Here is a 26517-nt window from a genome sequence, read left to right as displayed (position 1 = left end):
AGGTCCAGGTGGGGAGGTCTCCGGATGACACAGGGGGGAAGCCGCTCGGCGAGTGGCGCCGCGACGTCGGTGTCATCTGCGGCGGCCGTGTCATCGGCGCTCGCCATGGGGGCGGCACTGGCCTACCTGGCGCTCGCGGCACTCGTGACGACTGCGCGAACTCGCGGAGTCGACTCCAGCGTCTACTGGTTCTTCCGGCCGGGCGGGGTCTGGGGACGTACCCAGCGGATCAATGCAGACCTCGTCGACGGACTGGAGCCGCGCGTCGTCTTCTCCACTCTCGCTGTCGTGGCTGTCCTCTTCGCGGTTCGCCGGCGCTCCTGGCGCCCGTTGACGGTCGTCGCCGTGTTGTCAGCCGTGACGGCCCTGATCACCATCGTGACGAAGGTGGTCGTCCAGCGAGCAGACACCGGGGGAGCCTTCGGAGGCGGTGGGGGCAGCTTCCCCTCTGGGCACGCTGCGGCCATCACGGTCTGCATCTTCGGCCTGCTGATGCTCTTCCGGGTGCGAATTCGCCTCTGGGAGTGGGCAGTCCTGCTGTTGGTCGCCATGGTGGTGACCGTCCCGCTGCTCTTCGTCGGCCTGCACTGGTTGACCGACGTGGTCGGCGGCATCCTCGTCGGGCTCGCCGTGAGCTCCGCTTTGAGCTCGGTCCTCCTGCTGCGTCCGCGTCCCGGCGTCCGGCCTGGGTCTCCGCGGGATTCGCAGGATTCGCGGTGACAGGGTCGAGACTCGTCCTCATGGCGGTCGGCGTCCTGCTGGTGGGATCACTCTCCGCCAGCCATCCGCGCGACGTCCGAGCCGGGGTCGGGCCACGGCCGGCCAACGGGTCGACCACCCAGCCGGCAGGCGTCGGGCCCCCGGGAGGAGCCGCGCCTGTGGCGCCCACGCAGGCACCTGCCCGCCCGCCTGTTGCGGTGTGCGACTCCGAGCTCCTGCGCGGCCCGGCCGCAGCGCCCCAGGGTGCGGTGGTCGTCGGGCTGGCCGACGACCTCGAGTCCGTGACCGACAGCAACGACCCCGGTACGACGTTCTGGTTGGCCGCAGGCACCCACCATCTCGGTGACGGGCAGTACAACCAGGTCCACCCGAAGGCTGGCAACCGCTACGTGGGAGCGCCGGGGGCCATCATCGACGGTCGCCACCTCAACCAATATGCCTTTGGTGGACAGGAGGCGGGGGTCCACGTCTCCTACCTGACGATCCAGGGGTTCGGCTCCGCGGGGGAGAACTTCAACGAGGGCGTGGTCAACCACGACTTCGCCACCGGGTGGGTGTTCTCGCACGTGACGGTGCAGGGCAATGCAGGGGCGGGGTTGCTCCTGGGCACTGACAACGTCCTCGAGCTGAGCTGCATCCGAGGCAACGGTCAGTCCGGGTTCAACGCCTATCGACCCGACGGTGTCCGGAACCTCGTGGTCGACCGCAACGAGATCACGGGCAACAACACCGACGACTGGGAGGAGAGCCAACCCGGCTGTGGCTGCACCGCCGGGGGGAAGTTCTGGGACACACGAGGTGCCGTCGTGACCAACAACTACGTCCATGACAACCGGGGCGTGGGACTGTGGGCGGACACCGACAATGTCGGCTTCCGCTTCCAGGGCAACTACTTCTCGGAGAACGACGGCGAAGCGCTCTGGTACGAGATCAGCTACAACGCCGAGATCATCGCGAACACGTTCATCCGCAATGCACTGGTCAAGGGGCCGGCCAACCCTGGCTTCCCGGCCGGGGCGGTCTACCTCTCCGAGGCGGGGCAGGACTCCCGCGTCGAGCCCACCGTGGGTGCCTCGTTCGTCATCGCCCGCAACACCTTCATCGACAACTGGGGTGGGGTCGTCCTCTGGGAGAACGCTGATCGGTTCGCCGGATCACCCAGCAACACGAGCAGCGACTACGGGACGCTGGTGAACCCGGAGGCGACGGTGGGGCAGTGTGCGAAGAAGGACGTGGTGAGCCGCCAGCCCTACCGCAGCGACTGTCGGTGGAAGACGCAGAACGTCCAGGTCCATGACAACTCCTTCTCGTTCGACCCGAGCCGGCTCGGCGCCGCCTGCACGGTCGAGAACACCTGCGGCTACCAGGGGTTGTTCTCCAACTCCGGCAGCTCCCCTGACTGGTCGTCATACCTCGGCGATGTCGTCCAGCGCGCAATCACCTTCTCGCAGAACAACAAGTGGTTCGACAACACCTATGTGGGCCCGTGGTCGTTCATGGTGCTCGCGCAGGGCAACACCGCGACCTGGGACGTGTGGCGAGCACAGCCCTATGGACAGGACGTCGGCAGCTCGATGCGGTGAGGTCCCCACCGATGCTCCAGCCAGGCCCTGGCTCCCCGCTGAACCTGCAGGGCGGCGAACGGGCTCACTGCTTGAGTGGGGCTGACCTCACTCCTTGGGCCAGCGCGGCCAGGTTCGGTGAAGTGCCGTCCCTGTAGACGAGGGTCAGCTGGTCGTCCTTGAACCAGGCCGCCACAGCGGGCGCACCCGTGGTGAGGGCCATGACCCCGTCCTTCGTCCTCACGAACCGCGGCGCCGACTTCGACGCGGTGACCGCGTTGAGCAGCTGCACGACGTACTGGTCCTGGAAGGTCGTGCTCTTCGCGACTCCGCGCTTGGTCGTGTACACCGCGACAGCGCCCACGTCGCGGCCGGCGACCGTCAGCGAGTGGATGGCCGAGGAGGTGATCACGTGGGCCGAGGCCTTGCTGACCGCAGCGAACCGCTGCTTGTCCTTCGCGGAGGGCGCGCCGTAGCCGATCGTGCCCACCCTTCCGGGCGTGATGACAGGCATCGCCGCCCGTGGGTCCCTGACGATCCGGGCACTGGTGGCGGACGCCTTCCCGGTGGCGGGCGCCTTCGCGCTGGGGGCGGCCGAGCCTGCTGTCGCCTGCGTTGACGCAGCTGCCGGCGCACCGGTCGCTCCGGACCCGGTGGACGAGCCGGAGTCGGTGCAGCCGGTGAGCGTGGCGACGACGAGGGCGCCAACCACCGGGAGCCAAGCAGTCCTGCGCATCAGCAAAACCTCCCTCGTGCCCCGGCAGCCGCGCTCGCCGCGCCCCGGCGGCTCCCACCACGGTCTCGTCGACCATAACCAGCGCGCAGGGACCCCTGACACCTGCGAATGCTGTAGACGCCCCAGTGTTCCAGGCGTCGTCGTCGGTGGATGAGGCCGTCGGTGGCGGCGGTTAGAGTGGTGGACACTCCCCATTCGTCGTCCACCCGCACGTCGTTTGATGTGGGGCTTTCGTGCTGTCCACGCGGCCGCTGCGCCCCCGCCAAGCTGTCTCCAGGAGCCTCGTCATGACCCTCGCCCCGCTGCTCGACCTCCTCGGTGCCGATGCCGCCGTCGGTCGGGCTCTCGCGGTCGCCCGCGCGGGAGAGCCGGTCGCCGACCTGGCCGTCACGGCCGGTGCCAGGCCGGCCCTCATCGCCGCGCTGGCCCGCGACAGTGGTCGGCCGATCCTCGCGGTGACGGCGACGACGCGCGAGGCCGAGGACCTGGTCGCGGCGCTCGGGTGCTTCCTCGACCACGACCGCGTGGCCGAGTTCCCGGCCTGGGAGACCCTGCCCCACGAGCGGCTCAGCCCGCGCAGCGACACCGTCGGCAAGCGGCTGGCCGTGCTGCGCCGGCTCAAGCACCCCGACTCCTCCGACCCGACCTACGGCCCGCTCGACGTCGTCGTGGCCCCGGTGCGGGCCGTGCTGCAACCGGTTTCGCAGGGCCTGGGTGACCTCGCCCCGGTCGCCCTCAAGGCCGGCGACGACGCGCCCCTCGAGGAGGTCGTCGAGCACCTCGCGGCCGCGGCATACACGCGCACCGACCTCGTGGAGCGGCGCGGGGAGTTCGCGGTGCGAGGCGGCATCCTCGACGTCTTCCCGCCCACCGAGGACCACCCGGTGCGGGTCGAGTTCTGGGGCGACACGGTCGAGGAGATCCGCTGGTTCAAGGTCGCCGACCAGCGCAGCCTCGAGGTCGCCGAGCACGGGCTGTGGGCCCCGCCCTGTCGCGAGGTGCTGCTGACCGACTCGGTGCGCGCTCGAGCCGCCGCCCTGATGGACCAGCTGCCCGGAGCGGTCGACCTGCTCGCCAAGCTCGCCGAGGGCATCGCCGTCGAGGGCATGGAGTCCCTCGCCCCAGCCCTGGTCGACGGGATGGAGAGCGTCCTCGACACCCTGCGCGACGGCACCGCCGTGGTCCTGTGCGACCCCGAACGCGTGCGCACCCGCGCCCACGACCTCGTGGCCACGAGCCAGGAGTTCCTCGAGGCCGGCTGGGCCAACGCCGCCGTCGGCAACACCGTGCCGATCGACCTGCAGGGGATCCTGGGCACCGCGTCGTTCTGGAGCCTCGCCGACCTCCGCGCCCACGCCCAGGGCTCGGGTATGCCGTGGTGGGACCTCGGCCCGTTCGTCGCCGACGAGGAGCTCGCCGTGGGCGACTCGGTGGTGGTGAACACCGGCCTGGAGGAGGCGCCGCGGTACCGCGGCAGCACCCCGGATGCCGTCGCCGACCTCCAGCACTGGGTCGCCGACGGCTGGCGGGTCGTGGTCGTCACGGAGGGGCCGGGGCTGGCCCGCCGCGTCGCCGAGGTGCTGGCCGACGAGTCCGTCGCCGCGCGGCTCGACGCCGACCTGACCGACCTCTCCGACGGCGTGGTTCACCTGACCACGGGCAGCGTCGGCAGCGGGTTCCTCTCTCCTGCAAGCAAGTTCGCCCTCATCACCGAGACCGACCTCACCGGCACGCCGGGGCAGGGTGGCTCCACCAAGGACATGCGCAAGATGCCCTCGCGTCGGCGCAACCAGGTGGACCCGCTCCAGCTCAAGCCGGGCGACTACGTCGTCCACGAGCAGCACGGTGTCGGCAAGTTCGTCGAGATGGTACAGCGCACCATCGGTGCCGCCACCCGGGAGTACCTCCTCATCGAGTACGCCCCGGGCAAGCGGGGTCAACCGGGCGACCGGCTCTTCGTGCCCACCGACCAGCTCGACCAGGTCACCCGCTACGTGGGTGGCGAGATGCCCACGCTCAACAAGATGGGCGGCAGCGACTGGGCCAAGACCAAGGGCCGGGCGCGCAAGTACGTCAAGCAGATCGCGGCCGAGCTGATCCAGCTCTACTCGGCCCGGATGGCCACCAAGGGCCATGCCTTCGCGCCGGACACCCCCTGGCAGCGTGAGCTCGAGGACGCGTTCTCCTACGTCGAGACCCCCGACCAGCTCAGCTCGATCGACGAGGTCAAGTCCGACATGGAGCGCACCGTGCCGATGGACCGCCTCATCTGCGGAGACGTCGGCTACGGCAAGACCGAGATCGCCGTGCGCGCCGCGTTCAAGGCGATCCAGGACGGCAAGCAGGTGGCCGTGCTCGTGCCGACCACGCTGCTGGTCCAGCAGCACCTGCAGACCTTCACCGAGCGCTATCAGCAGTTCCCTGTGGTCGTGCGCCCGTTGTCGCGCTTCCAGAGCGACAAGGAGGCCCGCGAGACGATCGCCGGCCTCGCCAACGGCAGCGTCGACCTCGTCATCGGAACGCACCGGCTGCTCGGCGGCACGATCCAGTACAAGGACCTCGGGCTCGTTGTCATCGACGAGGAACAGCGCTTCGGCGTCGAGCACAAGGAACAGCTCAAGACCCTGCGGACCGCCGTCGACGTGCTCGCCATGTCGGCCACCCCCATCCCGCGCACGCTCGAGATGGCCGTGACCGGCATACGCGAGATGTCGACGCTGGCCACGCCTCCTGAGGAGCGGCACCCGGTCCTGACCTATGTCGGTGCCTACGACGAGAAGCAGATCGTGGCCGCCATCCGGCGCGAGCTGCTCCGCGAGGGGCAGGTCTTCCTCGTCCACAACAAGGTGTCGACGATCGAGCGCGCCGCCAGCCGCATCCGCGAGCTCGTGCCGGAGGCCCGCGTGGCGACCGCCCACGGCAAGATGGGCGAGCACAGGCTGGAGCAGGTCGTCCTCGACTTCTGGGACAAGAAGTTCGACGTGCTGGTCTGCACGACGATCGTCGAGACCGGCCTCGACATCTCCAACGCCAACACGCTCATCGTCGAGCGCTCCGACGTCCTCGGCCTCTCCCAGCTGCACCAGCTCCGCGGCCGGGTCGGGCGAGGCCGCGAGCGGGCCTACTGCTACTTCCTCTACCCACCCGAGAAGCCGATGACCGAGACGGCCCACGACCGGCTGCAGACCATGGCCAGCCACACCGACCTCGGTGCCGGCATCCAGATCGCCATGAAGGACCTCGAGATCCGCGGCGCCGGCAACCTGCTCGGCGGGGAGCAGTCCGGGCACATCGCCGGCGTGGGCTTCGACCTCTACGTACGCCTCGTCGGAGAAGCGGTGGCCGACTTCCGGGGTGACGGCGAGACGGCGCCCGGCGAGATCAAGATCGAGCTCCCGGTCGATGCCCACCTTCCCCACGAGTACGTCCCTGGGGAGCGGTTGCGCCTCGAGGCCTACAAGAAGCTGGCCAGCGTCCTCGACGAACAGGCGCTCGCCGACATCGAGGCCGAGCTGGTCGACCGCTATGGCCCGCTGCCCGAGCCGGTCCGCAACCTCATGGAGGTGGCTCGGCTGCGCACGGTGGCCCGGCAGGCAGGGGTCGCGGACATCTCGGTGCAGGGCAACTTCGTCCGGTTCGGGCCGGTCGACCTCCCCGAGTCGGCGCAGCTGCGGCTGCAGCGGCTCTACCCGAAGTCGCTCGTCAAGGACGCGCTGCATACCATTCTGGTGCCGAAGCCGATGACGGCTCGGGTGGGTGGCCAACCGCTGCGCGACACGGCAGTCTTGCAGTGGGCCAGTGACCTCATCCGAGGCGTGCTGCTGGGCAGCGTCGCAGACGCCGCCCGGGTCGCCACCGGTCAGGACACGGTTTCGGCCCGCTGAGCCACCACACGTTGTACCGAGTGAAGGATGTAGTCCGTGAAGGCATTGAGTGCGCTGCGTGGGTCGATCGTGACGGCAGTCGTCGTCGGGGTGCTGGCCGTGTCCGGCTGTGCGACCGCCGACACCGCCGCGGTCGTCAACGGACACCGGATCAGCGAGCAGGAGGTCCAGGAGGCCACCACCCAGATCACCAAGGCCTACCCCGACTCGTCGCTCAACACGGCCAGCGCTCTCTCGAGCCTGGTGATGGCCTCCTTCATCAACCAGGTCGCCGAGGAGTCCGGCAAGGGCCTGTCCGACTCCGCGGCCAAGGCCGCCATCGCCAACATCGTGGACCCGGTGCCGGCCACCCTCGAGCTCGTGAAGTCGAGCCTGTCGTCCCAGCAGCTGACCAGCGTGGAGCAGGGCAAGGTCGTCGAGCTCGCCTCCAAGGCGAAGGTGACGCTCAACCCGCGCTACGGCACCTTCGACGCCAAGAACGTCCGCTTCGACGTCAGCCAGCCCAACTGGATCAAGGCCGAGCCGACGCAGCCGGCACCCGCCACCACCCCCGCGGGCTGAGACCAGGTGCCGGGTGAGGTGCCGGGTCAGGTGCCAGGTCGGCTGACCCTGCTGGTCGGCAGTCCGCGGATCGCAGCCGGCCTCTTCACCCGAGCCGCGTGGCAGGCACTGGACGCCGCGGACCAGATCCTCGCGCGCGACAAGAGCGAACCACTGGCCGACGCCGTGTCAGAGGCGGGTATGCCGGTGCGTCACCTCGGTGACGTCGCCCCGCCCGAGCTGGCGCGCACCCTCATGGATGCCGCTGCACAGCCGGCCGACGTCGTCTGGGTGTCCTCGGCCCACGGGGACCCGGGGCTCACCGACGCGATCGCCTCGGAGGTGTCCCGGCTGGGTGCGCCGCCGGAGGTGGAGGTGCTCGTGGCGTCGTGGGACGTTCCCGGCTCGCGGTTGCTCGACCTCGTGGCCGTCATGGACCGGCTCCGGTCGCCCGGCGGCTGCCCCTGGGACGCCGAGCAGACCCACGAGTCGCTGGTGAAGTACCTCATCGAGGAGAGCCACGAAGCGGCCGAGGCGATCGAGTCCGGTGACCGTGACCACATCCGCGAGGAGCTCGGCGACGTGCTGCTCCAGGTGGTCTTCCAGGCTCGCGTGGCCCAGGAGCACGACACCGAGCCCTTCGACGTCGACGACGTCGCCGGCGCGATCATCGAGAAGCTGGTCCGCCGGCACCCCCACGTCTTTGCCGACGGCGACGCCTCCACCCCCGCCGAGGTGGAGCAGGCGTGGGAGCAGATCAAGGCCGCGGAGCGCGCGCAGAAGGCGCCGCACGGTGGCGGTGAGGACGGGCACCAAGGGCTGCTCCACGGCATACCCAGGTCGTTGCCCAGCCTGCTCGCCGCCGACAAGGTGCTGGCTCGCTGGGAGCGGACCGGAGGCGACCTGTCCGCGGTGGGTGACCCCGAGGGGGACCTGGCGGCACGGCTGCTCGCCCTTGTCGCCGAGGCGCGGGCTCAGGGTGTCTCGGCCGAGGAGGTCCTGCGGCAGGCGCTGCGCGACCTCGGTCAGGACGAGCAGACCGGCACGAACGGGCGGTCCGGCAGGTAGTTGCGCCACTCCTGCTCGGTGAGCGGACGCCCGGCCAGTCGGCAGGCCGTGGCCAACCAGGACTGGGGGGCGATGGTCCAGGTGAGCACGGTCCCGCTGCTTCCGGCGAAGAGGATGTGGCTGTTGTCCTTCGTGAAGGCAGGGTCGCCATCCTCATTCACCGTCGCGGAGCCGAGGTACGCCCCGGTGCGGGCGTCCCAGTGGCTCAGCTTGCCCTCGGCCACGCTCGCAACGAGGGTGCCGTCGTCGCTGAACTTGGTGAAGTAGCCGACCAGGTGCGCCTGCGCGGCGTTGGGACGGGAGATCCATGTCAAGGAGGCGGCGTCGAGCAGGCCGACACCGGCGTCGCCCAGGTCCACGAGCAGGCGGCTGCCATCCGGCGAGGGGACCGCGAGCTGCACGGTGGCGCCGAGGTCGGGCATCGGCCAGACCTTTCCGGTGACGTAGTCCACGATGAGGTCGTTGGTGTAGACGCTGTGGAGGTCGCCACTGGGCATGAACCCTGACAGGGCCAGGCCCTCCGGCGGGCCCGGCTTGTGCTCGCGCACCTGGATTGGCTCACGTGCCGGCGCCAGGGTGTGGGCGTCCAGGACGTGCAGCCTCCCGGTGGTGCTGCCGACGAGCAGGTACTTCCCGTCGGGGCTGAAGAAGGCGATCGCGGCGCCCTCGCTCGAGTCCGTCGACGCAAGCTGGTGTGCGGCAAGCACCCGGCCGGTGGCGGCGTCGAACGTGCGGACCACGGGATCACCGGTGGTGATGTTCAGGGTCTTGTTGTCGCGGTGCCAGGCGAGGTCGATGTAGCTCCGCTGGCGCATCTCGGGCCGCATCAACGGACCCAGCTTCCCCGTGGCGACGTCGCGGATCCGGAGCGCTGGGCCCCCCTCGACATAGCCCACCTTGTCGCCATCGGGGGAGACGCGGACAAGGGGTTCGCCCATGCCCGGGGACTCCCCGGCGCTCGAGGCGAGGAACCGCCGGTCCCCCTCGAGGTCCCAGGCCTGGACCAGCCCGGCGAACGTGCTGGTGTACAGGGTCCGCCCGTCGAGGCTGAACCGTGGGCTGCCGACGGGGCTGTCCTGGGCGAGGATCTCGCGGGCACCGTGCCCTTCGAGCGCCCAGACCACCAGCCGGTCTCCCGCGGCCGCCACCCGCGTGCCGTCGCGGGAGAAGGCCACTCCGCTCCGCGGGCCCTGTCCGGACAGGTAGGTCTGCGGCCGGAGCGTGGCAGTGTCCACCAGGACGGTCTCCACCCCGGCACCGACGGCCAGCAGCCGACCGTTCGGGCTCAGCACCAGCGACTCCTCGAGCTGGCGCACGCCGAGATCACGGGCCTCGATCACCCGTCGCGTCCGGCCGCTCGGGAGCTCGGTCACCACCAGCCGTCCGCCGCCCGGGTTGGTCGAGTAGAGGGTGCGGCCGTCGGGACTGACATTCGGGACTACCCCGTCGCCCAGCTGCAGGGTTGCCACGGGTTGGGCCGGCGAGCGCAGGTCCCACACTGCGGTGACGTCTCCCTTCTCGCCGTGCAGGTGCGACATGGAGACCACCAGCCAGCGGCCGTTGGGGCTGAACCCCAGGTTCTGGAACGCGTGGTACCCGGGCGGGAAGCCGCCGAGCTGCGTGGCAGACCGAGCTCCGGACTTCTCGAGGAGGACGACGGGGGGCTCGCCGCCGCTCTCGACCAGGTCCGTCCACATCGACACGGCGTAGCGACCGTCGTCCGGGCTGGCGGCCACCGCGACCCCGAGGATCTTCGCCGGGGTGGAGACCGGGTCCAGGGTCCGGCCGTCGCGCAGCTCGAGCCCCACGTCGTCGGACGCGGCGGTCGCGACCTGGCCGGTGGAGTTGTTGACGTCCATGCTGAAGACGCGACCTCTGCTGCGCACGCTGCCGATCAGCGCCGGGGCCCGGTCCAGGGTCGCCAACAGCGCGTTCCGGGTGTCCACCGTGTCGTCGAGCGTGACCGCCGCGGCGGCGAGCAGCAGGGAGCGGTCGAGGTCGTCGGTCCGCAGCGCCTCGGCCCCGAGGCGTCGGGCGTCGGCCACGAGGGCCTGTTGGTCCGCCCGGTCCGCGGCGGTCTTGGCCAGCGCCCCGGCCACGATGGCGACGGCCAGCAAGGCGGCGACGGCAGCCAGCCCGGCGCGGAGACGCTGGTTGGAGCGGCGTTCGCGTCGCACCTGTTCCTCGGTCGCACGCTGTTCGGTGTCGGCAAGAGCGGCCCCCGCCGTCAGGAAGTCCTGCTCTGCGGTGGTGAGGGACGGGTTGGCACCGTCGCGCCACTCGACTGCTCGCGCCTGGCGCACGCCCCGGTAGAGCTCGCTGTCGGGGCGGCCGAGGTCGTCCCAGCTGGTTGCCGCGACCGAGAGGTGGCGCATGATGCGCAGTCCGTCGACGTCGTCGTCCAGCCACGACCGCAGCCGCGGCCACGCCATGGCCAACGCCTCGTGGGCGATCTCCACTGTCTCGCCGTCGGTGCTGAGCAGGCGGGCGCCAACCAGCCGCTCGATCAGCAGGGTGTGGTCTTCGTCGGTGGCGACCGAACGGCGTGGGACCCGCTGTCGCACCGGTTCGCCGAGGTCGTCGGGGGCGACGAGCCGCACCATGAGGTCGCGGAGCACTCCCTGCTGCCCGGGCGTGAGGTCGCGGAAGAGGCCCTCGGCCGACTGGGAGACCGCCTCCCGGATACCGCCCGTGGCGGTGTAGCCGGCGACGGTCAGCGTCTGGCCCTCGCGTCGTTTCCAGGTCTGGCGCAGGACGTGGGACAGCAGCGGGAGGGCAGCCGGTTCGTCCTGGACCTCGCGGACGAGCAGGTCGACGAGGCCGGGCTCGAGCCGCAGTCCCGCCTGCGCTGCTGGCCCCTCGATCGCGAGCCGCAGGTCGGGCTGGGTCATGCCACCGAGCAGGTACAACCCGCGTTCGACGAGTCGGGCGAACTCCGGGTGAGCGGAGAGCTCGCCGAGCCGGTCCGCCCGGATCGAGATGACCAGGACGCCGCGCCCTCGCGTGGCGAAGGCGACGAGCTGGTCGAAGAACTCCGTGCGCTCGCTCGAGTCGGGGTCGAGCGCGAGAGCCTCCTCGCACTGGTCGACGACGAGGACGTCGGTCGCGCGGGGGTTCGTGGCGGCCAGTGAGTCGGTGGGGTGAATGCCGGGAGAGAACACCCTGACCCTGCGTCCGTCCCGCTCCAGCGCGGCGGCGACGCCGGCACGGGCCAAGGATGACTTGCCACATCCAGAAGGCCCGACCACGGCGAGGACGTGGCCCTCGTCAAGGCGCCGCAGGCAGGCGGAGATGTCGGCTTCGCGACCGAAGAACGCCGGGGCGTCGGCGACGTCGTAGGCAACCAGGCCCAGGTAGGGGCACTCGGCACTGGTTGGCGGCAGGACCGTCTCGGCGGCCAGCGAAGGGTCCTGGCGCAGGATCGCCTGCTCCAGCTGGGCGAGCTCTGGGCCGGGGTCGAGGCCCAGCTCGTTGACGAGGGTTGCCTTGGCGCGGTGCAGTGTCTGGAGGGCATCCCCCTGTCGGCCCGCCTGGTACTGCGCGAGGGCCAGGAGGCCCCAGCGCCGTTCGCGGGTCGGCTGCTCGGCGACCATGCGCAGGGCGTCTCCGAGGACGTCCTGGTAGCGACCGGACCTCAGGCCCGCTTCCGCGTGGAGATCCTCGGCGTCGCGCCAGAGCTCGACGAGCCGCTCGGCCTCGACCCTGCCGGGGCCCCAGTCCGCGAGGTCGACGAGCGGCTCCCCGCGCCAGAGCTCCCGGGCCTGTCCCGACACGTAGAGGGCCCGCTCGGGCTCCCCGTTCGCCAGCAGCTCGCGAGCCCGAGAGAGGAGGTGCTCGAAGTGGAGGTGGTCCACCTCGTCCTGGTGCAGGACCAAGCGGTAGCCACGCGGTGAAGTCTGGATCGCCTCCGCGCCGAGGGACTTGCGAAGCCTGACGATGCAGCCCTGCACGACCTTCTGCCAGGTCCCGGGCAGGTCCTCGCCCCACAGCGTCTCCGCGAGAGCCTCGGCACTGAGCTCGGTGCCGGGTCGGGTGGCCAGGGCTTGGAGGATGACGCGGTCGCGCGGACCGAGAGTCGTCCGACCGTCGTTGACCTGCAAGGATCCGAGCAGCGCGATGCGCATGTCCCGACAGTGACCCTCCCCAACGGTGGCGTCAACAGGCCTGACACCGGGTTGACACCGGCGGAGCACGAGGGCGACACCGGCAAGGGGTCAGGGGAGGGTGGCGAGTGGCCAGCGCTGGCCGGTGCCGCTGTCGATCAGCGCTGCCGACTCCGCCCGCCCGACCAGGGGCAGCACGTCGAAGGCGCGGACAGCGGCGGTGGGCAGAAGCTCCTGGCTGGTCCCGGTGGTGAGGCTGCAGTGGGGAATCCATCGCCCCGGCCGGTAGTGCCAGTGCAGATCCGCCCCGGTGCCGTTGACGGCCGTGACCACGGCCTGGTGGCGGTCGAGCAGCGCCCGGGTGGCCGGCGTCAACAGTGCGCCTCGCCCACGGGTGAACAGCCCCACGGCGTCGAACCGCAGGTCGAGGGCCGGGCCACCGGCAAGACCTCCGACAACCCCGGCCACCGCCTCGACGTCGAAGGTGCGGAGCACGGCATACGAAAGGTGTGGCACGTGGCGCTGGTGGGTGTGGCTCAGCAACGTGCCGATCCCGGCGTCCTCCAGCGCCGTCCAGAGCTGTCGGATCGCCCGGTCGGTGTCCGGGTCGAAGAGGAGGCAGACGGCGAGCGCCACACTGGCATTCTGCTTGGTCAGGAGGCGCAGACCGGCTGGAACGAGCGTTCCGGCAGGTAGTTGTGCCACTCCTGCTCGGTCAGGGCGCGTCCTGCGAGCCGGCAGGCTGCCGCGACCCACGAGCGGGGGTCGAGGTCCCAGCTGAGGAGGGAGCCGTCGTCGCCCGCGAATTGGAGTCGTCTGTCGTCCGCGGAGAAGGCCGGGGCCCCTGGCGACGGCACGCTCGCCGTGCCGAGGAAGGTGCCCTTCCGTCCGTCCCAGTAGCTCAGGTGGCCGTCGTTGACACTGGCGACCAGCGCCCCGTCCTCGCTCCACGAAGTCAGGTAACCCACCAGCCCGGCCTGGGCCGCGCTCGGTCGGGAGATCCACGTCATCGTCGTGGCGTCGAGCAACCCGGTCCCGGTCGGGCCGGTGCCCACGATCAAGCGCTTTCCGTCGGGCGAGGGATACAGGTCCACCACCGGGAAGCCGAGGTCCGGCATCGGACGGACCGTCCCGGCGACATAGTCCACGATGGCGTCGTTGAGGTATGCCGTGTGGTGGTCCCCGCTCGGGACGAAGTTCTCGACGGCTTGCGGATCAGGCTCGCCTTTCGCCTTCTTGTACACCTGGATCGGTTTTCGGGTGGGGACGAGCGTGTGGGCGTCGAGCACGTGGAGCCGCCCCGCACTGCTGCCGACGAGCAGGTACTTCCCGTCGAGGCTGAAGAAGGCGACGGCGGCAGCTTCGTCGGACGGAGCGGGTGCAAGCCGTCGTTCGGCGAGCTGACGGCCTGTGGTGCTGTCCCAGGTCCGGACCGACGGGTCACCGGAGGTCATGTTGAGGATGGTGCTGTCGGGGTGCCAGGCGATGTCCATGTAGCCCCCCTGCGCCATGGCGGGGGCGACCTCCGGACCGAGCTTGCCGGTCGTGACGTCACGGACGCGGAACCGAGGTCCGTTTCGCACGTAGGCGACCTTGGACCGGTCAGGGGAGAACCGGCCCCAGTAGTCGGGCCAGTCCAGATGCTCACTGGGCCCCGCCCGGAGGAAGCGGCGGCTGCCGGCGAGGTCCCACGCCTGGATGAGTCCCCCGATGGTCTTGGTGTAGAGGGTCTTCCCGTCGCGGCTGAACGCAGGGTCGTCGGCGTCCCCGTCCTGGGCAAGCACCTCCACCGGATCGTCACCACTCAGGTCCCACACCGTCAGGCGGTCGCCGCTCGCCGCCAGGTGGGTGCCGTCCGGCGAGAAGGCCAGGGCCTGGGTCGCGCCCTGTCCGGAGAGGTGAGCTCGCGCCTTCAGGGTGGCGGTGTCCACCAGGACCACCTCGACACCGGCACCCACCGCCAGGGTCCGGCCGTCCGGGCTCTGCGCCAGCACGTCGTCCAGCTGACGGACCGCGAGGTCGGCCGGGGCCAGGGCCCGGCGCGTCGTCCCGCTGGGGAGGTCGGTGACGAGGAGGCGGCCCTTTCCACCGGGCACGAGGTCCAGGCCGTAGGCGCCCGAGAACAAGGTGCGCCCGTCCGGGCTGATGGTCGCCGCGCTGCCCACCCACCCGAGCTCGAGCCGTGCCACCGGCCGGCTGGGGGACTTGAGGTCCCAGACGAAGGTGAGGGTGCGTCCGTCCTCCGGCATGCGCACGAGGGACACCGCGAACCATCGACTGGTGGGGGAGTAGCCGAGGTACCAGCGGCGGGGGAAGCCCATGTCGAGGACCTGGTACCGGGCGGGGATGCCCCCCAGCTGGACCGCGGACCGGGCGCCGGTTCGGTCCAGCAGCAGGACGGGCGGCTCCTTCCCGTCCTCGACCAGGTCGCCCGAGATCGTCACCGCGTAGCCCTGTCCATCCGGTCGGGCGACGACCGATCCGCCGACGAGCTTCTCCGGCAGCGAGACCCGGCGCAGGGTCGGTCCGTCGTAGAGCTCGAGTCCGGTGCCGTCAGCGGCCATGACCGCCACCTGGTCCGTTGCGGTGTTGACCGCCAGGTGGAAGATCCGGCCGGCGCTTCGAGCGCTTCCGGTGAGCGCCGGGGCGCGGTCGAGGGTGGCCAGCAGGTTCGTCCGCGTGTCCACGGAGTCGTCCAGCGAGACCCCCGCCGCTGCGAGGAGCAGCGACCGGTCGACCTCGTCGGACCGCAGTGCCTCCGCACCGAGACGACGGGCGTCCGCGGCACGCGCCTTCGCGGACGCCGCCGCGGCTTGGCGGTCGGCTTTGTCCCGGGCGGTGAACGCCACAGCCCCGGCGACGATCGCGACGGCCAGCAGGGCCGCGACAGCCGCCAGTCCGAGGCGGAGCCGCTGGTTGAGCTGCCGCTCCCGCCGAACCTGCGCTTCGGTGGCCCGTTGCTCCTTCTCGGCCAGCGCAGCAGAGTCGTGCAGGAAGTCACGTTCGATGTCCGTCAGCGTGGCACTGGCCCGCTGGTGCCATTCAGCCGCGCGCGCCTGGCGGACGCCTCGGTACAGCTCGCTGTCGGGGCGACCGAGCTCATCCCAGCTCTCGGCGGCGACCGTGAGGTGGCGTAGCGTGCGCAACCCGTCGACGTCCTCGTCCAGCCACAACCGCAGGCGCGGCCACGCCGCCGCGAGGGACTCGTGGGCGATCTCCACGGTGTCACCGTCCGTGGCCAACAGCCGAGCTCCGACCAGCTGCTCCACCAGCATCAGGTGTTGCTCGTCCCCAGTCACCGAGCGACGAGGAACCCGGGTGCGCACCGGGTCACCGCCCTCGTCAGGTGTCACCAGCCTCAGCATCAGGTCCCGGAGCATCGCCTGGCGCTCCGGGTCCAGTGCGCGGAAGACCCCCTCTGCGGACTGCGCCACCGCCTCGCGAAGGCCACCCGTCGCGGCATACCCCTCGACCGTGAGGGTGCCGCCCTCGCGGTGGCGCCACGTCTGGCGAAGCACGTGGGACAGGAGCGGGAGGGCGGCGGGCTGCCCCACGACCTCGCGCACGAGCAGGTCGACCAGCCCCGGTTCGAGCCGCAGTCCCGCCTGGGCGGCGGGGCCCTCGATGGCCCGTCGCAGGTCGGGCTCGGTCATCGGGCCCAGCAGGTAGAGGCCAGACTCGACGAGCCGTGCGAAGTCGCCGTGGGGAGACAGCTCACCCAGCCGGTCCGCGCGCAACGTGACCACCAGCGAGTGGCGCTGGGCGAACTCGACCAGGGCCGCGAAGAACTCGACTCGCTCCGGCGAGGCCTCGTCGACGGCGAGGGCCTCCTCGCACTGGTCCACGACGAGCACCGTGCCGGGACGGGTGGGGACGCCGCTCAGGGCCTTCATCGGGTGGATGCCCGGCGTGAGCACGTGCACGACCCGGCCGTCGCCTTCCAGGGCGGCGGCCACGCCGGCCCGGGCGAGCGACGACTTGCCAGACCCAGAAGGTCCCACCACGGCGAGAACGCCCGCCTGGTCGAGGCGGCGCAGACAGGCTGCGGTCACCTCCTCCCGGCCGAAGAAGGCTGCGGCGTCGCTGACGTCGTAGGCCACGAGCCCGAGGTAGGGGCACTCGGACGTCGCCTCGGGGATGGCTGCCGCGACGGCGAGGGAGGGGTCCTGGTTGAGGATGGCCCGCTCGAGCGCGACGAGGTCGTCACCGGGGTCCAGTCCGAGCTCGTCGACCAGCACCCGGCGGGCCTGCTGCAGGGTCTGCAGGGCGTCGCCCTGGCGGCCCCCCTGGTACTGCGCCAACGCGAGGAGGCCCCAGCGGCGCTCGCGCATCGGCTGCTCGTGGACGAGGCGCAGCGCCGGCGCGATGGCCTCGCGGTGGTGTCCGGCACGCAGCTGCGCCTCGGTGAGCAGGTCCTCGGCGTCGTGCCGGAGCTCGACCAGCCGCTCGGCCTCCGCGCGCCCGGGCGCCCACTCGACCAGCTCGGCGAACGGCTCGCCTCGCCAGAGCTCGAGCGCCTCACGCAGCAGGTATGCCGCTCGGTCCGGTTCGCCGCCAGCCGTCAGCTGACGCGCCCGGTCCAGGAGGTGTTCGAATCGCAGGTGGTCGAGGTGGTCACGGTGGACCTGGAGCCGGTAGCCCTGCGTCGAGGTCTCGATGGTGTCGGCGCCGAGCGCCTTGCGCAGTCGGACGACGCAGCCCTGGACGACCTTGGTCCACGAGGTCGGAGGGTCGTCGGCCCACAGCGCCTCGGCGAGGGTGTCAGCACTCACCGGTCGGCCGTGACGCACGGCGAGGGCTTGCAGCACGACGCGGTCTCGCAGCCCGAGAGCGGACTCCGCTCCGTCGAGCTCCAGTGGACCCAGGACGCCGATTCCCACTGTCTCAGCAGACCTTCACGCGTTCGCGGTCGGGCAGGTAGGTGCGCCATTCCTCGTCGGTCAGGTCGCGCCCCGCGATCCGGCAGGCGGCCTTGACCGCGGTCTCGGGCCGTGGGTCCCAGAGGGAGACCTTTCCGTCCGGCGAGGCGATGAGCACCTCCGAGGTGCCGTGGGCAAACCCTGCGTAGCTGGTGCCCTCGATACCGACCGAGCCCAACAGGCTCGCCGTCGCCACGTCCCAGAGGCCGGCGCGGTCCAGCCCCGTGGTCATGAACCGATCTCCCTCTGGTGAGAAATGGATCCCGCCCCAGATCAGGTTCGGCCCGGACTTCTTGACCCTGATGGACAGGTCGCTCGGGCCCAGGAGCACGATGGCACCGCCGCCCATGGACTGGAGGCTCCCGACGACGACGATGTCCGTCTGATCGGGCGTCCACGCCCAGAACTCGGGGAAGAAGTCGAGCTCCGCAGTCTTGGTCACCCGCCCCTGCATGAGATCCAACAACCGCACCTCGTTGTCGACCCGCACCAGCGCCTGCGTGCCGTCACTGTTCGTGGCGAGGCCATAGGTGGGCAGGTCGGCCTTCACCTGAACGGGCTTGCCGAGGATCTGCAGCGTGGTGGCGTCGGCGGAGTACACCCAGCCCTTGTGCGTTCCCACCACCAGTCGTGTGCCGTCGCCGCTGATCCTGACCGAGTCGGCGACTCCGAAGCGGTCGGGCACCCGGTGCCTCCCCGCAGCCTTCCCGGTGACCCCGTCCCACAGGTCGACCCACTTGTCGTTCCAGTCGCTGGCCAAGACCGCGCTGTCCGTCCGCCACGCGAGGTCGGAGAAGTACGCATTGCTCGGTCTCAACGCCGATGGCGGAGTCCAGGTCCCCGACAACACGTCGAGGAACTGCACGCCGAACGACTCCTCGCCGTCGGAGACGAGGTACCCAACCTTCTGCCCGTCGGGAGACACCGCTGGGTACTCGAGCCGTGCCGAGGCGGGATGCGGTTGGACGGACACAGAGCGCACGAAGCGGCGATCGCCCACGAGGTCGTAGGCCATCAGCAGCTCGCCCCGCGTGGTCCAGATGGTCCGTCCGTCCGGGCTGAACTCCGCAGGGCCCCCCACCCCATCCCACCGGACGTGCGTTCCTTCAGCAACGCCTACCGGTGACACCACGAGAGTCTCGCCGACCATGTAGCTGAGCAGGTCCCCCTTGGGCGAGTACACGACGCTGTCCACCTGGCCACCCTCGTCGATCGCGGACCGCACCTTCAGCGACTTGGGGTCGAGCAGGGCCAGCTGGTTGTCACGGGCCACGGCGAGAGTCGAGCCGTCGGGGCTGAGGGCGAACGCACCGTTGGCTGACATGGCGCCGAACTCCCGGCCGGTCTTCACGTCGAACGCATGGATGCTGTTGTCATAGGCGTTCGAGAACAGGCGCCTGCCGTCGTCGCTCACGGCGAGTCCGGCCTGGGTCAACAGGTGGGCGGTGAAGGCCGCCACCGGGCGATCGAGGGCCCGGGTATCCCACACCCGGAACCAGGTGTCCTCGTCCGTCTCAACCGGGTGGATGAACCCTGCTGCCAGCCAGCGACCGTTGTGACTGAAGCCGAAGCTGCCGTGGACCACCCGTCCGATGGGCATGCCGCCCAGCTGGGTGTCGGACAGCGCGGCCGTCTCGGGGTCGAGCATCCGCAGGGGGACCGGGTCGACGCGACGCTCCCCTGTTTTCGTCCAGGGGTTGACCGAGGCCACCAGCTGGGAGCCGTCGGGGTTGAAGCGGACCGCCCGGGCGGGCAGGTCGTGGTTGCGAGCGACCTCGGCTCGAGTGACGGCGTCGAAGACGGTGACTCCGGTGGTGTTCCCGCCGACTGCCACGGTCCGCCCGTCCGGCCGCACCGATACCGCATTCGGCGAGAGCACCCCCGCTGTGCCGATGAGGTCGGGCGAGCGGTCCAGCACGGCGCTGAGGTTGGTTCGCGTGTCGGGGGAGTCGTCGAGCCGGGTCGCGGCGACCGCCAGGAGCAGCGCCACGTCCATGTTGGGCGCACGGAGCGCCTCGGCGCCGAGACGTCGTGCGTCGGCCACGGTCGACTGCTGGTCGGCCCGGTCTGCGGCGGTCTTGGCCAGTGCGCCGGCGACGATCGCCACCGCGAGCAGTGCCGCGACTGCTGCGAGGCCGGCGCGAAGCCGCTGGTTGGAGCGGCGTTCCCGGCGGACCTGCTCCTCGGTGGCGCGCTGCTCGGTCTCGGCCAGCTCGGCCGAGGCGTCGAGGAAGGCCCGCTCCGGAGGTGTCAGCTCCGGGTCGTGGCCTCGTCGCCATTCCGCTGCGCGGGCCTGCCGGACCCCGCGGTAGAGCTCGCTGTCAGGTCGTGCCAGCTGGTCCCAGCTCTCGGCGGCCACGGTGAGGTGGCGCATGATCCGCAGTCCGTCGACGTCGTCGTCCAGCCACGACCGCAGCCGCGGCCACGCGACGGCCAAGGACTCGTGGGCGATCTCGACGGTGTCTCCGTCGCTGCTGAGCAGTCGAGCGCCCACCAGCGCCTCGACCACCGCGGTGTGCTCGTCGTCCGAGGCCGCGATCCGTCGCGAAACCCGGGTGCGCACGGGTTCGCCGGCGTCGTCCGACGAGACCAGCCGCACCATCAGGTCGCGGAGCATGCCCTGCTGACTCACGGACAGCTCGCGGTAGAGCCGTTCGGCGGACTGGGCGACGGCTTCGCGCACACCTCCGGTCGCGGCATACCCCTGCACGGTCAAGGTGTCGCCCTCGCGGCGCCGCCACGTCTGGCGCAACACGTGAGACAGGAGGGGCAGTGCCCCCGGTGACCCCTCGACCTCGCGCACGAGCAGGTCCACCAGCCCCGGCTCCAGCCTCAGCCCCGCCTGCGCGGCAGGACCGTCGATCGCGCTGCGCAGCTCGACAGCTCCCATGCCGCCCAACAGGTAGAGCCCCTTCTCCGCCAGGTGCGCGAACTCGGGATGCACAGCGAGCTCCCCGAGCCGGTCCGCGCGCAGCGAGAGGACGAGCCGACCACGGGCAGCGAACTGGACCAGTCCCGCGAAGAACGCCTCGCGCTCCGGGGAGGCCTCCGGCAGGCTCAGGGCTTCCTCGCACTGATCGACCACGAACACCGCACCGGCCCGCGACGGCGCCTGGGCCAGCACCTCCTCCGGGTGGGCTCCGGGCGTGACGATCTTCAGGTTGTGGCCGTCGCGCGCCAGCGCCGCGGCGACCCCTGCCCGGATCAGCGAGGACTTGCCACATCCGGACGGCCCCACCACGGCCAAGACCCCGACCGCGTCGAGCCGTTGCAGACAGGCCACCACGTCCGCCTCGCGGCCGAAGTATGCCGGGGCGTCATCGACGTCGTAGGCGACCAGTCCGAGGTAGGGACATACTGCCTCCGTCACGGGTGCGGCGCCCTGGGTGACCAGTGCGGGGTCCTGGCGCAGGATCGCCTTCTCGAGCTCGGCGAGCTGTGGTCCCGGGTCGAGTCCGAACTCGTTGACGAGGGTGGCGCGGGCGCGTTGGAGCGTCGCAAGGGCCTCCGCCTGGCGGCCGGCTTGGTACTGCGCGAGGGCGAGGAGGCCCCACCTCCGCTCACGGGTGGGTTGCTGGGTGACCATGCGGTGCAGCTCACCCAGGACGTCGCCGTGCCTCCCGGCAAGCAGCTGGGCTTCGGTGAGCAGGTCCTCGGCGTCGTGCCGCAGCTCGACGAGCCGCTCGGCTTCCGCCCGACCCGGCGCCCACTCGACCAGCTCGGCGAAGGGCTCGCCTCGCCAGAGCTCGAGCGCCTCACGCAACAGGTATGCCGCGCGGTCGGGTTCGCGGGCGCCCGTCAGCTGACGGCCGCGGTCCAGGAGGTGTTCGAAGCGGACGTGGTCGAGGTGGTCACGGTGGACCTGGAGCCGGTAGCCCTGGGTCGAGGTCTCGATGGTGTCAGCGCCCAGTGCCTTGCGCAGTCGGACGACGCATCCCTGGACGATCTTGGTCCAGGAGCTCGGAGGGCTCTCGCCCCACAGCGCCTCGGCGAGGGTGTCGGCGCTGACCGGCAGTCCGTGGCGCACAGCGAGTGCCTGCAGCACGACGCGGTCTCGCAGCCCGAGAGCGGACTCCGCTCCGTCGAGCTCCAGTGGGCCGAGGACGCCGATACCCATACCCCTGACGGTCGACCCATGCTGGTCCGCCGTCAACCGCCGCGTTACCGCCGTGATACCGCCAGGCTCGGGGCGCCGAAACCGCTGAGCCGGGCGCACGTCGCTCATCGCCCCAGCCCTACGTCGCGAGCGGGATCAACAGACCTTCACGCGTTCGCGGCCGGGGAGGTAACTGCGCCGCTCATGCTCCGTCAGGTCCCGCCCGGCAATGCGGCACGCCGCCTCTCGCGCTGCCTCGGGCCGGGGGTCCCAGATCGAGACCTCCCCGTCCACCGAGGCGATGAGTATCTCGGAGGTCCCGTGGGCGAACCCTGCGTGGATTTCACCCTCGGTGGGCACGAAACCGAGGGAGTCACGCGTCCGCACGTCCCAGAGCCCCACCCGGCCTGACCCGGACGTCGTGAACCGCTCTCCATCGGGGGAGAACTGGATGGCCCCCCCGGCGGCAATATTGGGTCCCGTTGTCCTGGACCTCGTCGAGAGGCTCTTCGGATCCAGGAAGGCGACCGTGCCCTGGCCGTCCCGGGACGGGTCGCTGCCGACCACGACGACGGTCTTGCCGTCGGGGACCCATTCCCATTCATGGACGTCAAGGCCAGGATCGGCGATCTCGAGCACTCGCCCCTGCAGGAGGTCCAGCAGCCTGAGCTTGCGGTCGATCCACACGAGCGCCCGAGCGCCCTCGGCGTTCGCGGCGATGCCACGCACGGGAACGTCAGCCTTCACCTGCACAGGCTTGCCGACGATCTCCAGGGTGGCGGCGTCAACGGTGTAGACCCAGCCGTGGTGTGTTCCCACCACCAGTCGGGTGCCGTCGCCGCTGAACTTCACCGACTCGACGACTCCGTAGCGGTCGGGCACGCGGTGCTGGCCCGCAGCCCGCCCGGTGACTGCGTCCCACAGGTCGACCCACTGGTCGTTCTGGACGCTGGCGAGCACCCGGCTGTCCGGCCGCCAGGAGAGCTCGGCGGTATAGGTGCTGCTCTCTCGGAAGGCGGACAGCGGGGTCCGGGTGCCGGACTTGACGTCGAGGAACTGGACGGCGAACGACTCAGGTTCACCGCCGATGAGGTTTGCCACGGTCCGCCCGTCGGGGGAGACCATGGTGCCGACTCTGTCCGAGTGCCGCTGCGGTTCGACGAGGACGGAGCGCACGAAGCGGCGGTCGCCCACGAGGTCCCACATCAGCAGCCGGTCATCGCCCCTGCTGTACAGCGTCCGCCCGTCGGGGCTGAAGCCGATCCCGCCCGGGCCTCTCTTCGGGCTGAGCCGCACGCCGGGCGCGTCGGGGTTTGCGAGTGATCGCACGACCAGGGTGTCGTCGCCGACCTCGTAGCCGAGCTGCTCGCCCGTCGGCGAGAACGCGAGCTCGCCGATGCCGGATTCCTCCTCCATCACCGACTTCAGCGTCAGCCGGGTGGGGTCGAGCAACGCGATCTGGCGTCCCCGGACGACGGCCAGGGTCGAACCGTCGGGGCTGAGGGCGACGTCGCCGTCGCCCGGCGCAGATCTGATCTCGCGACCCGCGGCCACGTCGAGGGTGAGGACCCGGTCGCCCGCCGAGGCGTAGACCCTCGTGCCGTCGTCGCTGACAGTGAGGCGGCCGACGATGAACGGGACGGTGAACGCCGCCGCCGCATGCGCGAGATTGTGGGTGTCCCACACCCTGAGCGACGTCTCTTCGTCCAGCTGGGTCGGGTGGATGAAGCCGGCCACGAGCCAGCGGCCGCTGTTGCTGAAGGCGAGCTGCTCATGCACCACTCGTCCCTTGGGCATGCCGCCCAGCTGCGTGGGGGCCAGGGCCGCGGTCCGGGGGTCGAGCATCCGGAGGGGTAGGGGGTCGACTCGGCGTTCACCACTCGGCATGCTCACGTTGACCGCGGCGGCGAGCTGGGTGCCGTTCGGGTTGAAACGCACGCCATAGAGGGGAATGTCGTGGTTGCGTGCCACCTCCTTGCGGGTCTCGGTGCTCACGAGGGTCACTCCGATGTCCCAGCCCGTGACGGCCACGGCTCGTCCGTCGGGTCGCACCGTCAGGGCAATCGGGTGGAGAACCTTGCTGACGCCGATCAGCTCGGGCGCGCGCTCGAGGACGGCGGCGAGGTTGCTCCGTGTGTCGGGGGAGTCATGGAGTCGGGCCCCGGCCACCGCGAGCAGCAGAGCGAGGTCTGGTGCGGAGTTTCGCAACGCCTCGGAGCCCAGGCGCCGCGCGTCTGCCACCCGCGACTGCTGCTCGGCTCGCACACTCTCCTGGTCGGCCTTGTCTGCGGCGGTCTTCGCCAGCGCGCCCGCGACGATCGCCACCGCGAGCAGCACGGCGACCGCTGCGAGGCCGGCGCGAAGCCGCTGGTTGGAGCGGCGTTCCCGGCGGACCTGTTCCTCCGTGGCGCGCTGTTCGGTCTCGGCCAGCTCGGCCGAGGCGTCGAGGAAGGCTCGCTCCGCGGGAGTCAGCTCCGGGTCGTGGCCGCGTCGCCACTCGGCGGCCCGCGCCTGCCGGACCCCGCGGTAGAGCTCGCTGTCGGGTCGCCCGAGCTCGTCCCAGCTCTCGGCGGCGACGGTGAGGTGTCGCATGATCCGTAGTCCGTCGACGTCGTCGTCCAGCCACGACCGCAGCCGCGGCCACGCCACCGCCAGCGACTCGTGCGCGATCTCCACCGTGTCGCCGTCGCTGCTCAGCAGCCGAGCTCCTACCAGCGCCTCGACCACGGCCGTGTGCTCGTCGTCCGAGGCAGCGATCCGTCGGGAAACTCTGGTGCGGACCGGTTCGCCGGCGTCGTCCGACGAGACCAACCGCACCATCAGGTCGCGGAGCATGCCCTGCTGGGTCGGGGTCAGGTCGCGGTAGAGCCGCTCGGCGGACTGGGCGACGGCTTCGCGCACGCCTCCGGTCGCGGCATACCCCTGCACGGTCAGGGTGTCGCCCTCGCGGCGCCGCCACGTCTGGCGCAGTACGTGCGAGAGCAGCGGCAGGGCCCCGGGCGACCCCTCGGCCTCGCGCACCAGCAGGTCGACCAGCCCCGGCTCGAGCCGGAGCCCGGCCTGCGCCGCGGGGCCCTCGATGGCGCTCCGCAGCGCGGCCGGGCCCATGCCACCGAGCAGGTACAGGCCCTTCTCCGCGAGGTGGGCGAACTCGGGGTGGGCGGCGAGCTCGCCGAGACGGTCGGCGCGCAGGGAGATGACGAGTCGCCCCCGTCCGGAGAAGGCGACCAGCCCGGCGAAGAAGGCCTCCCGCTCGGCGGCCGTCTCGTCCAGGGCCAGCGCCTCCTCGCACTGGTCGACGACGAACACGGCGCCTGCCCCGGGCGGTGCCAGGGCCAGGACCTCCTCCGGGTGGGCTCCGGGCGTGACGATCGTGAGGGCGTGGCCGTCGCGTACCAGGGCCGAGGCCACGCCGGCCCGGATCAGGGACGACTTGCCACATCCGGACGGCCCCACCACGGCCAGGACGCCCACCTCGTCGAGCCGTTGCAGACAGGCCACCACATCCGCTTCGCGGCCGAAGTATGCCGGGGCGTCACCGACGTCGTAGGCGACCAGTCCGAGGTAGGGACAGACCGCGGCTGTCGCTGGTACGGCATCGGCTGCAACGAGCGCCGGGTCCTGACGCAGGATCGCCTTCTCGAGCTCGGCGAGCTGTGGTCCGGGGTCGAGGCCGAACTCGTTGACGAGGGTGGCGCGGGCGCGTTGCAGGGTGCCGAGGGCCTCCGCCTGTCGGCCAGCCTGGTACTGCGCGAGGGCGAGCAGCCCCCACCGCCGTTCGCGGGTGGGCTGCTGGGCGACCATGCGGTGCAGCTCTGCGAGCACCTCCTGGTGGCGCCCAGCCCGGATCGCGGACTCGGCATAGAGGTCCTCCCCGTCGCGGCGGCGCTCGCCGAGCCGCTCCGACTCGATCCGGCCCGACTCCCACTCGGTGAGCCGTTCCAGCGGGTCCCCTCGCCACAGGCCGAGCGCCTGCCCGCTGGCGTACCGGGCACGCTCCGGCTCGCCGGTGGCGAGCAGCTGGCCGGCACGCAGCAGCAGGTCCTCGAAGCAGAGGTGGTCGAAGTCGTCCCGGTGCAGGACCAGCCGGTAGCCCGCGCCGGACGTCGTGATCGCCGGGGGCCCTAGCGCCTTGCGCAGGCGGGAGACGCATCCCTGGACCACCTTGGGCCACGAGGGCGGGAGGTGTTCGCCCCACAGGGCCTCCGCAAGGGCTTCGGCCCGCACGGTCTCACCGGGGCGGGCGGCCAGGGCCTCGAGGACCACCTGGTCCCGGGGGGCCAGCAGGATCCGTCCTCCGTCGACCTCGAGGGGGCCGAGCACCGCGATGCGCACACGTCGAATGTGACCCTCCGCTGGTACCCAGTCAACGGTCCTGATACCCGGCTGATACCCGGTCGGCGCTGCCCCGGTACCGGTCGGTGCGACAAAGGTCGTGGACAACCCGTCCGGCAACGAAGCACCAGCTCAAGCAAAGGATCAGGACCATGTCGCACACCACCAGCATTCGCCGGTCGGCCTCCATCCTCGGAGCCACCGGACTCATCGCCCTCTCGATGGCCGGTCCGGCCAGCGCCCGCGAGGTCCCCGGAAACGGCGATCCGACAGAGCAGTACTGCTCCACCTCCTGCTACGAGGGGGGTACCACCCTCGTGGACACCAGCTCCGGGCCGACCCGAGGCGACGGCGGCACCGTCGAGTACCTGCAGCTGGGCGCCGGCCTGCTTGCCGGTCTTGCCCTGGCCGGTGCCGGTGCTGCCGCGTTCTCGCGCCGCAGCCACGGTCACCTGGCACACCCCGCCTGAGTCGCCACCACAGGTCCCTGTGGCCCGGCATCCTTGAGATGCCGGGCCACCTGCGTGTCGGCCCACCTGGTGGTGGACCACGTG

12 protein-coding genes are annotated in these 26517 nt (G+C 71.1%); 6 read left to right on the top strand and 6 right to left on the bottom strand.

Annotated features, from left to right (window positions below; all coding sequences use genetic code 11):
- Positions 1–24: 24 nt before the first annotated feature.
- Both AC1DXJ_RS18980 and AC1DXJ_RS18975 read left to right on the top strand, forming a co-directional pair.
- Positions 25–720 carry a phosphatase PAP2 family protein gene (locus AC1DXJ_RS18980; protein ID WP_477637673.1) on the top strand — a complete coding sequence of 232 codons (696 nt, stop codon included), beginning with the start codon at positions 25–27 and terminating at the stop codon, positions 718–720.
- Positions 717–2303: a right-handed parallel beta-helix repeat-containing protein gene (locus AC1DXJ_RS18975; RefSeq protein WP_477637672.1), complete on the top strand. Its 1587-nt coding sequence runs from the start codon at positions 717–719 to the stop codon at positions 2301–2303. Before AC1DXJ_RS18980 ends, AC1DXJ_RS18975 begins: the two co-directional genes overlap by 4 nt.
- A 64-nt stretch (positions 2304–2367) precedes the next feature.
- On the opposite strand, the gene AC1DXJ_RS18970 is transcribed toward AC1DXJ_RS18975, so the two are convergent.
- Entirely contained in the window at positions 2368–3018 is a 651-nt protein-coding gene (locus tag AC1DXJ_RS18970; RefSeq protein WP_477614696.1) for a hypothetical protein, read from the bottom strand.
- Between the two features lie 287 nt (positions 3019–3305).
- Here AC1DXJ_RS18970 and mfd point away from each other — a divergent pair, with 287 nt between their 5' ends.
- Genes mfd through AC1DXJ_RS18955 form a run of 3 tightly spaced genes read left to right on the top strand, consistent with a single transcriptional unit; the run spans position 3306 to position 8510 of the window.
- Positions 3306–6902, top strand: coding sequence for a transcription-repair coupling factor (mfd, locus tag AC1DXJ_RS18965; protein WP_477637671.1), 3597 nt, complete (start codon positions 3306–3308; stop codon positions 6900–6902).
- A gap of 36 nt (positions 6903–6938) precedes the next feature.
- Positions 6939–7463 carry a SurA N-terminal domain-containing protein gene (locus AC1DXJ_RS18960; RefSeq protein WP_477614698.1) on the top strand — a complete coding sequence of 175 codons (525 nt, stop codon included), beginning with the start codon at positions 6939–6941 and terminating at the stop codon, positions 7461–7463.
- A gap of 30 nt (positions 7464–7493) precedes the next feature.
- On the top strand, positions 7494–8510 hold the full coding sequence (locus AC1DXJ_RS18955; protein ID WP_477614699.1) for a MazG family protein: 1017 nt from the start codon (positions 7494–7496) through the stop codon (positions 8508–8510).
- Here the strand turns inward: AC1DXJ_RS18955 and AC1DXJ_RS18950 are convergent.
- The 5 genes from AC1DXJ_RS18950 to AC1DXJ_RS18930 form a co-directional block, all read right to left on the bottom strand.
- Positions 8468–12634, bottom strand: a complete 4167-nt coding sequence (locus AC1DXJ_RS18950) for an nSTAND1 domain-containing NTPase (RefSeq protein ID WP_477614700.1) — start codon at positions 12632–12634, stop codon at positions 8468–8470. The two genes, AC1DXJ_RS18955 and AC1DXJ_RS18950, sit on opposite strands and share 43 nt — an antisense overlap.
- Positions 12635–12724: 90 nt before the next feature.
- Positions 12725–13249 carry a 2'-5' RNA ligase family protein gene (locus tag AC1DXJ_RS18945; protein WP_477614701.1) on the bottom strand — a complete coding sequence of 175 codons (525 nt, stop codon included), beginning with the start codon at positions 13247–13249 and terminating at the stop codon, positions 12725–12727.
- Positions 13250–13266: 17 nt separating this feature from the next.
- A complete protein-coding gene (locus AC1DXJ_RS18940; RefSeq protein ID WP_477637670.1) occupies positions 13267–17493 on the bottom strand; it encodes an nSTAND1 domain-containing NTPase in 4227 nt (1408 codons plus the stop codon).
- A 4-nt stretch (positions 17494–17497) separates the two neighbouring features.
- On the bottom strand, positions 17498–21649 hold the full coding sequence (locus tag AC1DXJ_RS18935) for an nSTAND1 domain-containing NTPase (RefSeq protein ID WP_477637669.1): 4152 nt from the start codon (positions 21647–21649) through the stop codon (positions 17498–17500).
- Between the two features lie 135 nt (positions 21650–21784).
- Positions 21785–25963: an nSTAND1 domain-containing NTPase gene (locus AC1DXJ_RS18930; protein WP_477637668.1), complete on the bottom strand. Its 4179-nt coding sequence runs from the start codon at positions 25961–25963 to the stop codon at positions 21785–21787.
- Between the two features lie 152 nt (positions 25964–26115).
- Between AC1DXJ_RS18930 and AC1DXJ_RS18925 the strand changes: the two genes are divergently transcribed.
- Positions 26116–26433 (top strand): hypothetical protein, encoded by a 318-nt coding sequence (locus AC1DXJ_RS18925; RefSeq protein WP_477614705.1) that lies wholly within the window; start codon positions 26116–26118, stop codon positions 26431–26433.
- Positions 26434–26517 lie beyond the last annotated feature (84 nt).

Source organism: Pedococcus sp. P2_D9 (genome assembly GCF_056404275.1).
The sequence above is the reverse complement of the archived record's forward strand: the minus strand, read 5'-3'. Positions and strand labels throughout refer to the sequence as shown.

Coding starts and splice junctions, on each gene's coding strand:
- AC1DXJ_RS18935 (WP_477637669.1), bottom strand. CDS start 21,649: ATGGGTATCGGCGTCCTCGGCCCACTGGAGCTCGACGGAGCGGAGTCC.
- mfd (WP_477637671.1), top strand. CDS start 3,306: ATGACCCTCGCCCCGCTGCTCGACCTCCTCGGTGCCGATGCCGCCGTC.
- AC1DXJ_RS18950 (WP_477614700.1), bottom strand. CDS start 12,634: ATGCGCATCGCGCTGCTCGGATCCTTGCAGGTCAACGACGGTCGGACG.
- AC1DXJ_RS18925 (WP_477614705.1), top strand. CDS start 26,116: ATGTCGCACACCACCAGCATTCGCCGGTCGGCCTCCATCCTCGGAGCC.
- AC1DXJ_RS18970 (WP_477614696.1), bottom strand. CDS start 3,018: ATGCGCAGGACTGCTTGGCTCCCGGTGGTTGGCGCCCTCGTCGTCGCC.
- AC1DXJ_RS18980 (WP_477637673.1), top strand. CDS start 25: ATGACACAGGGGGGAAGCCGCTCGGCGAGTGGCGCCGCGACGTCGGTG.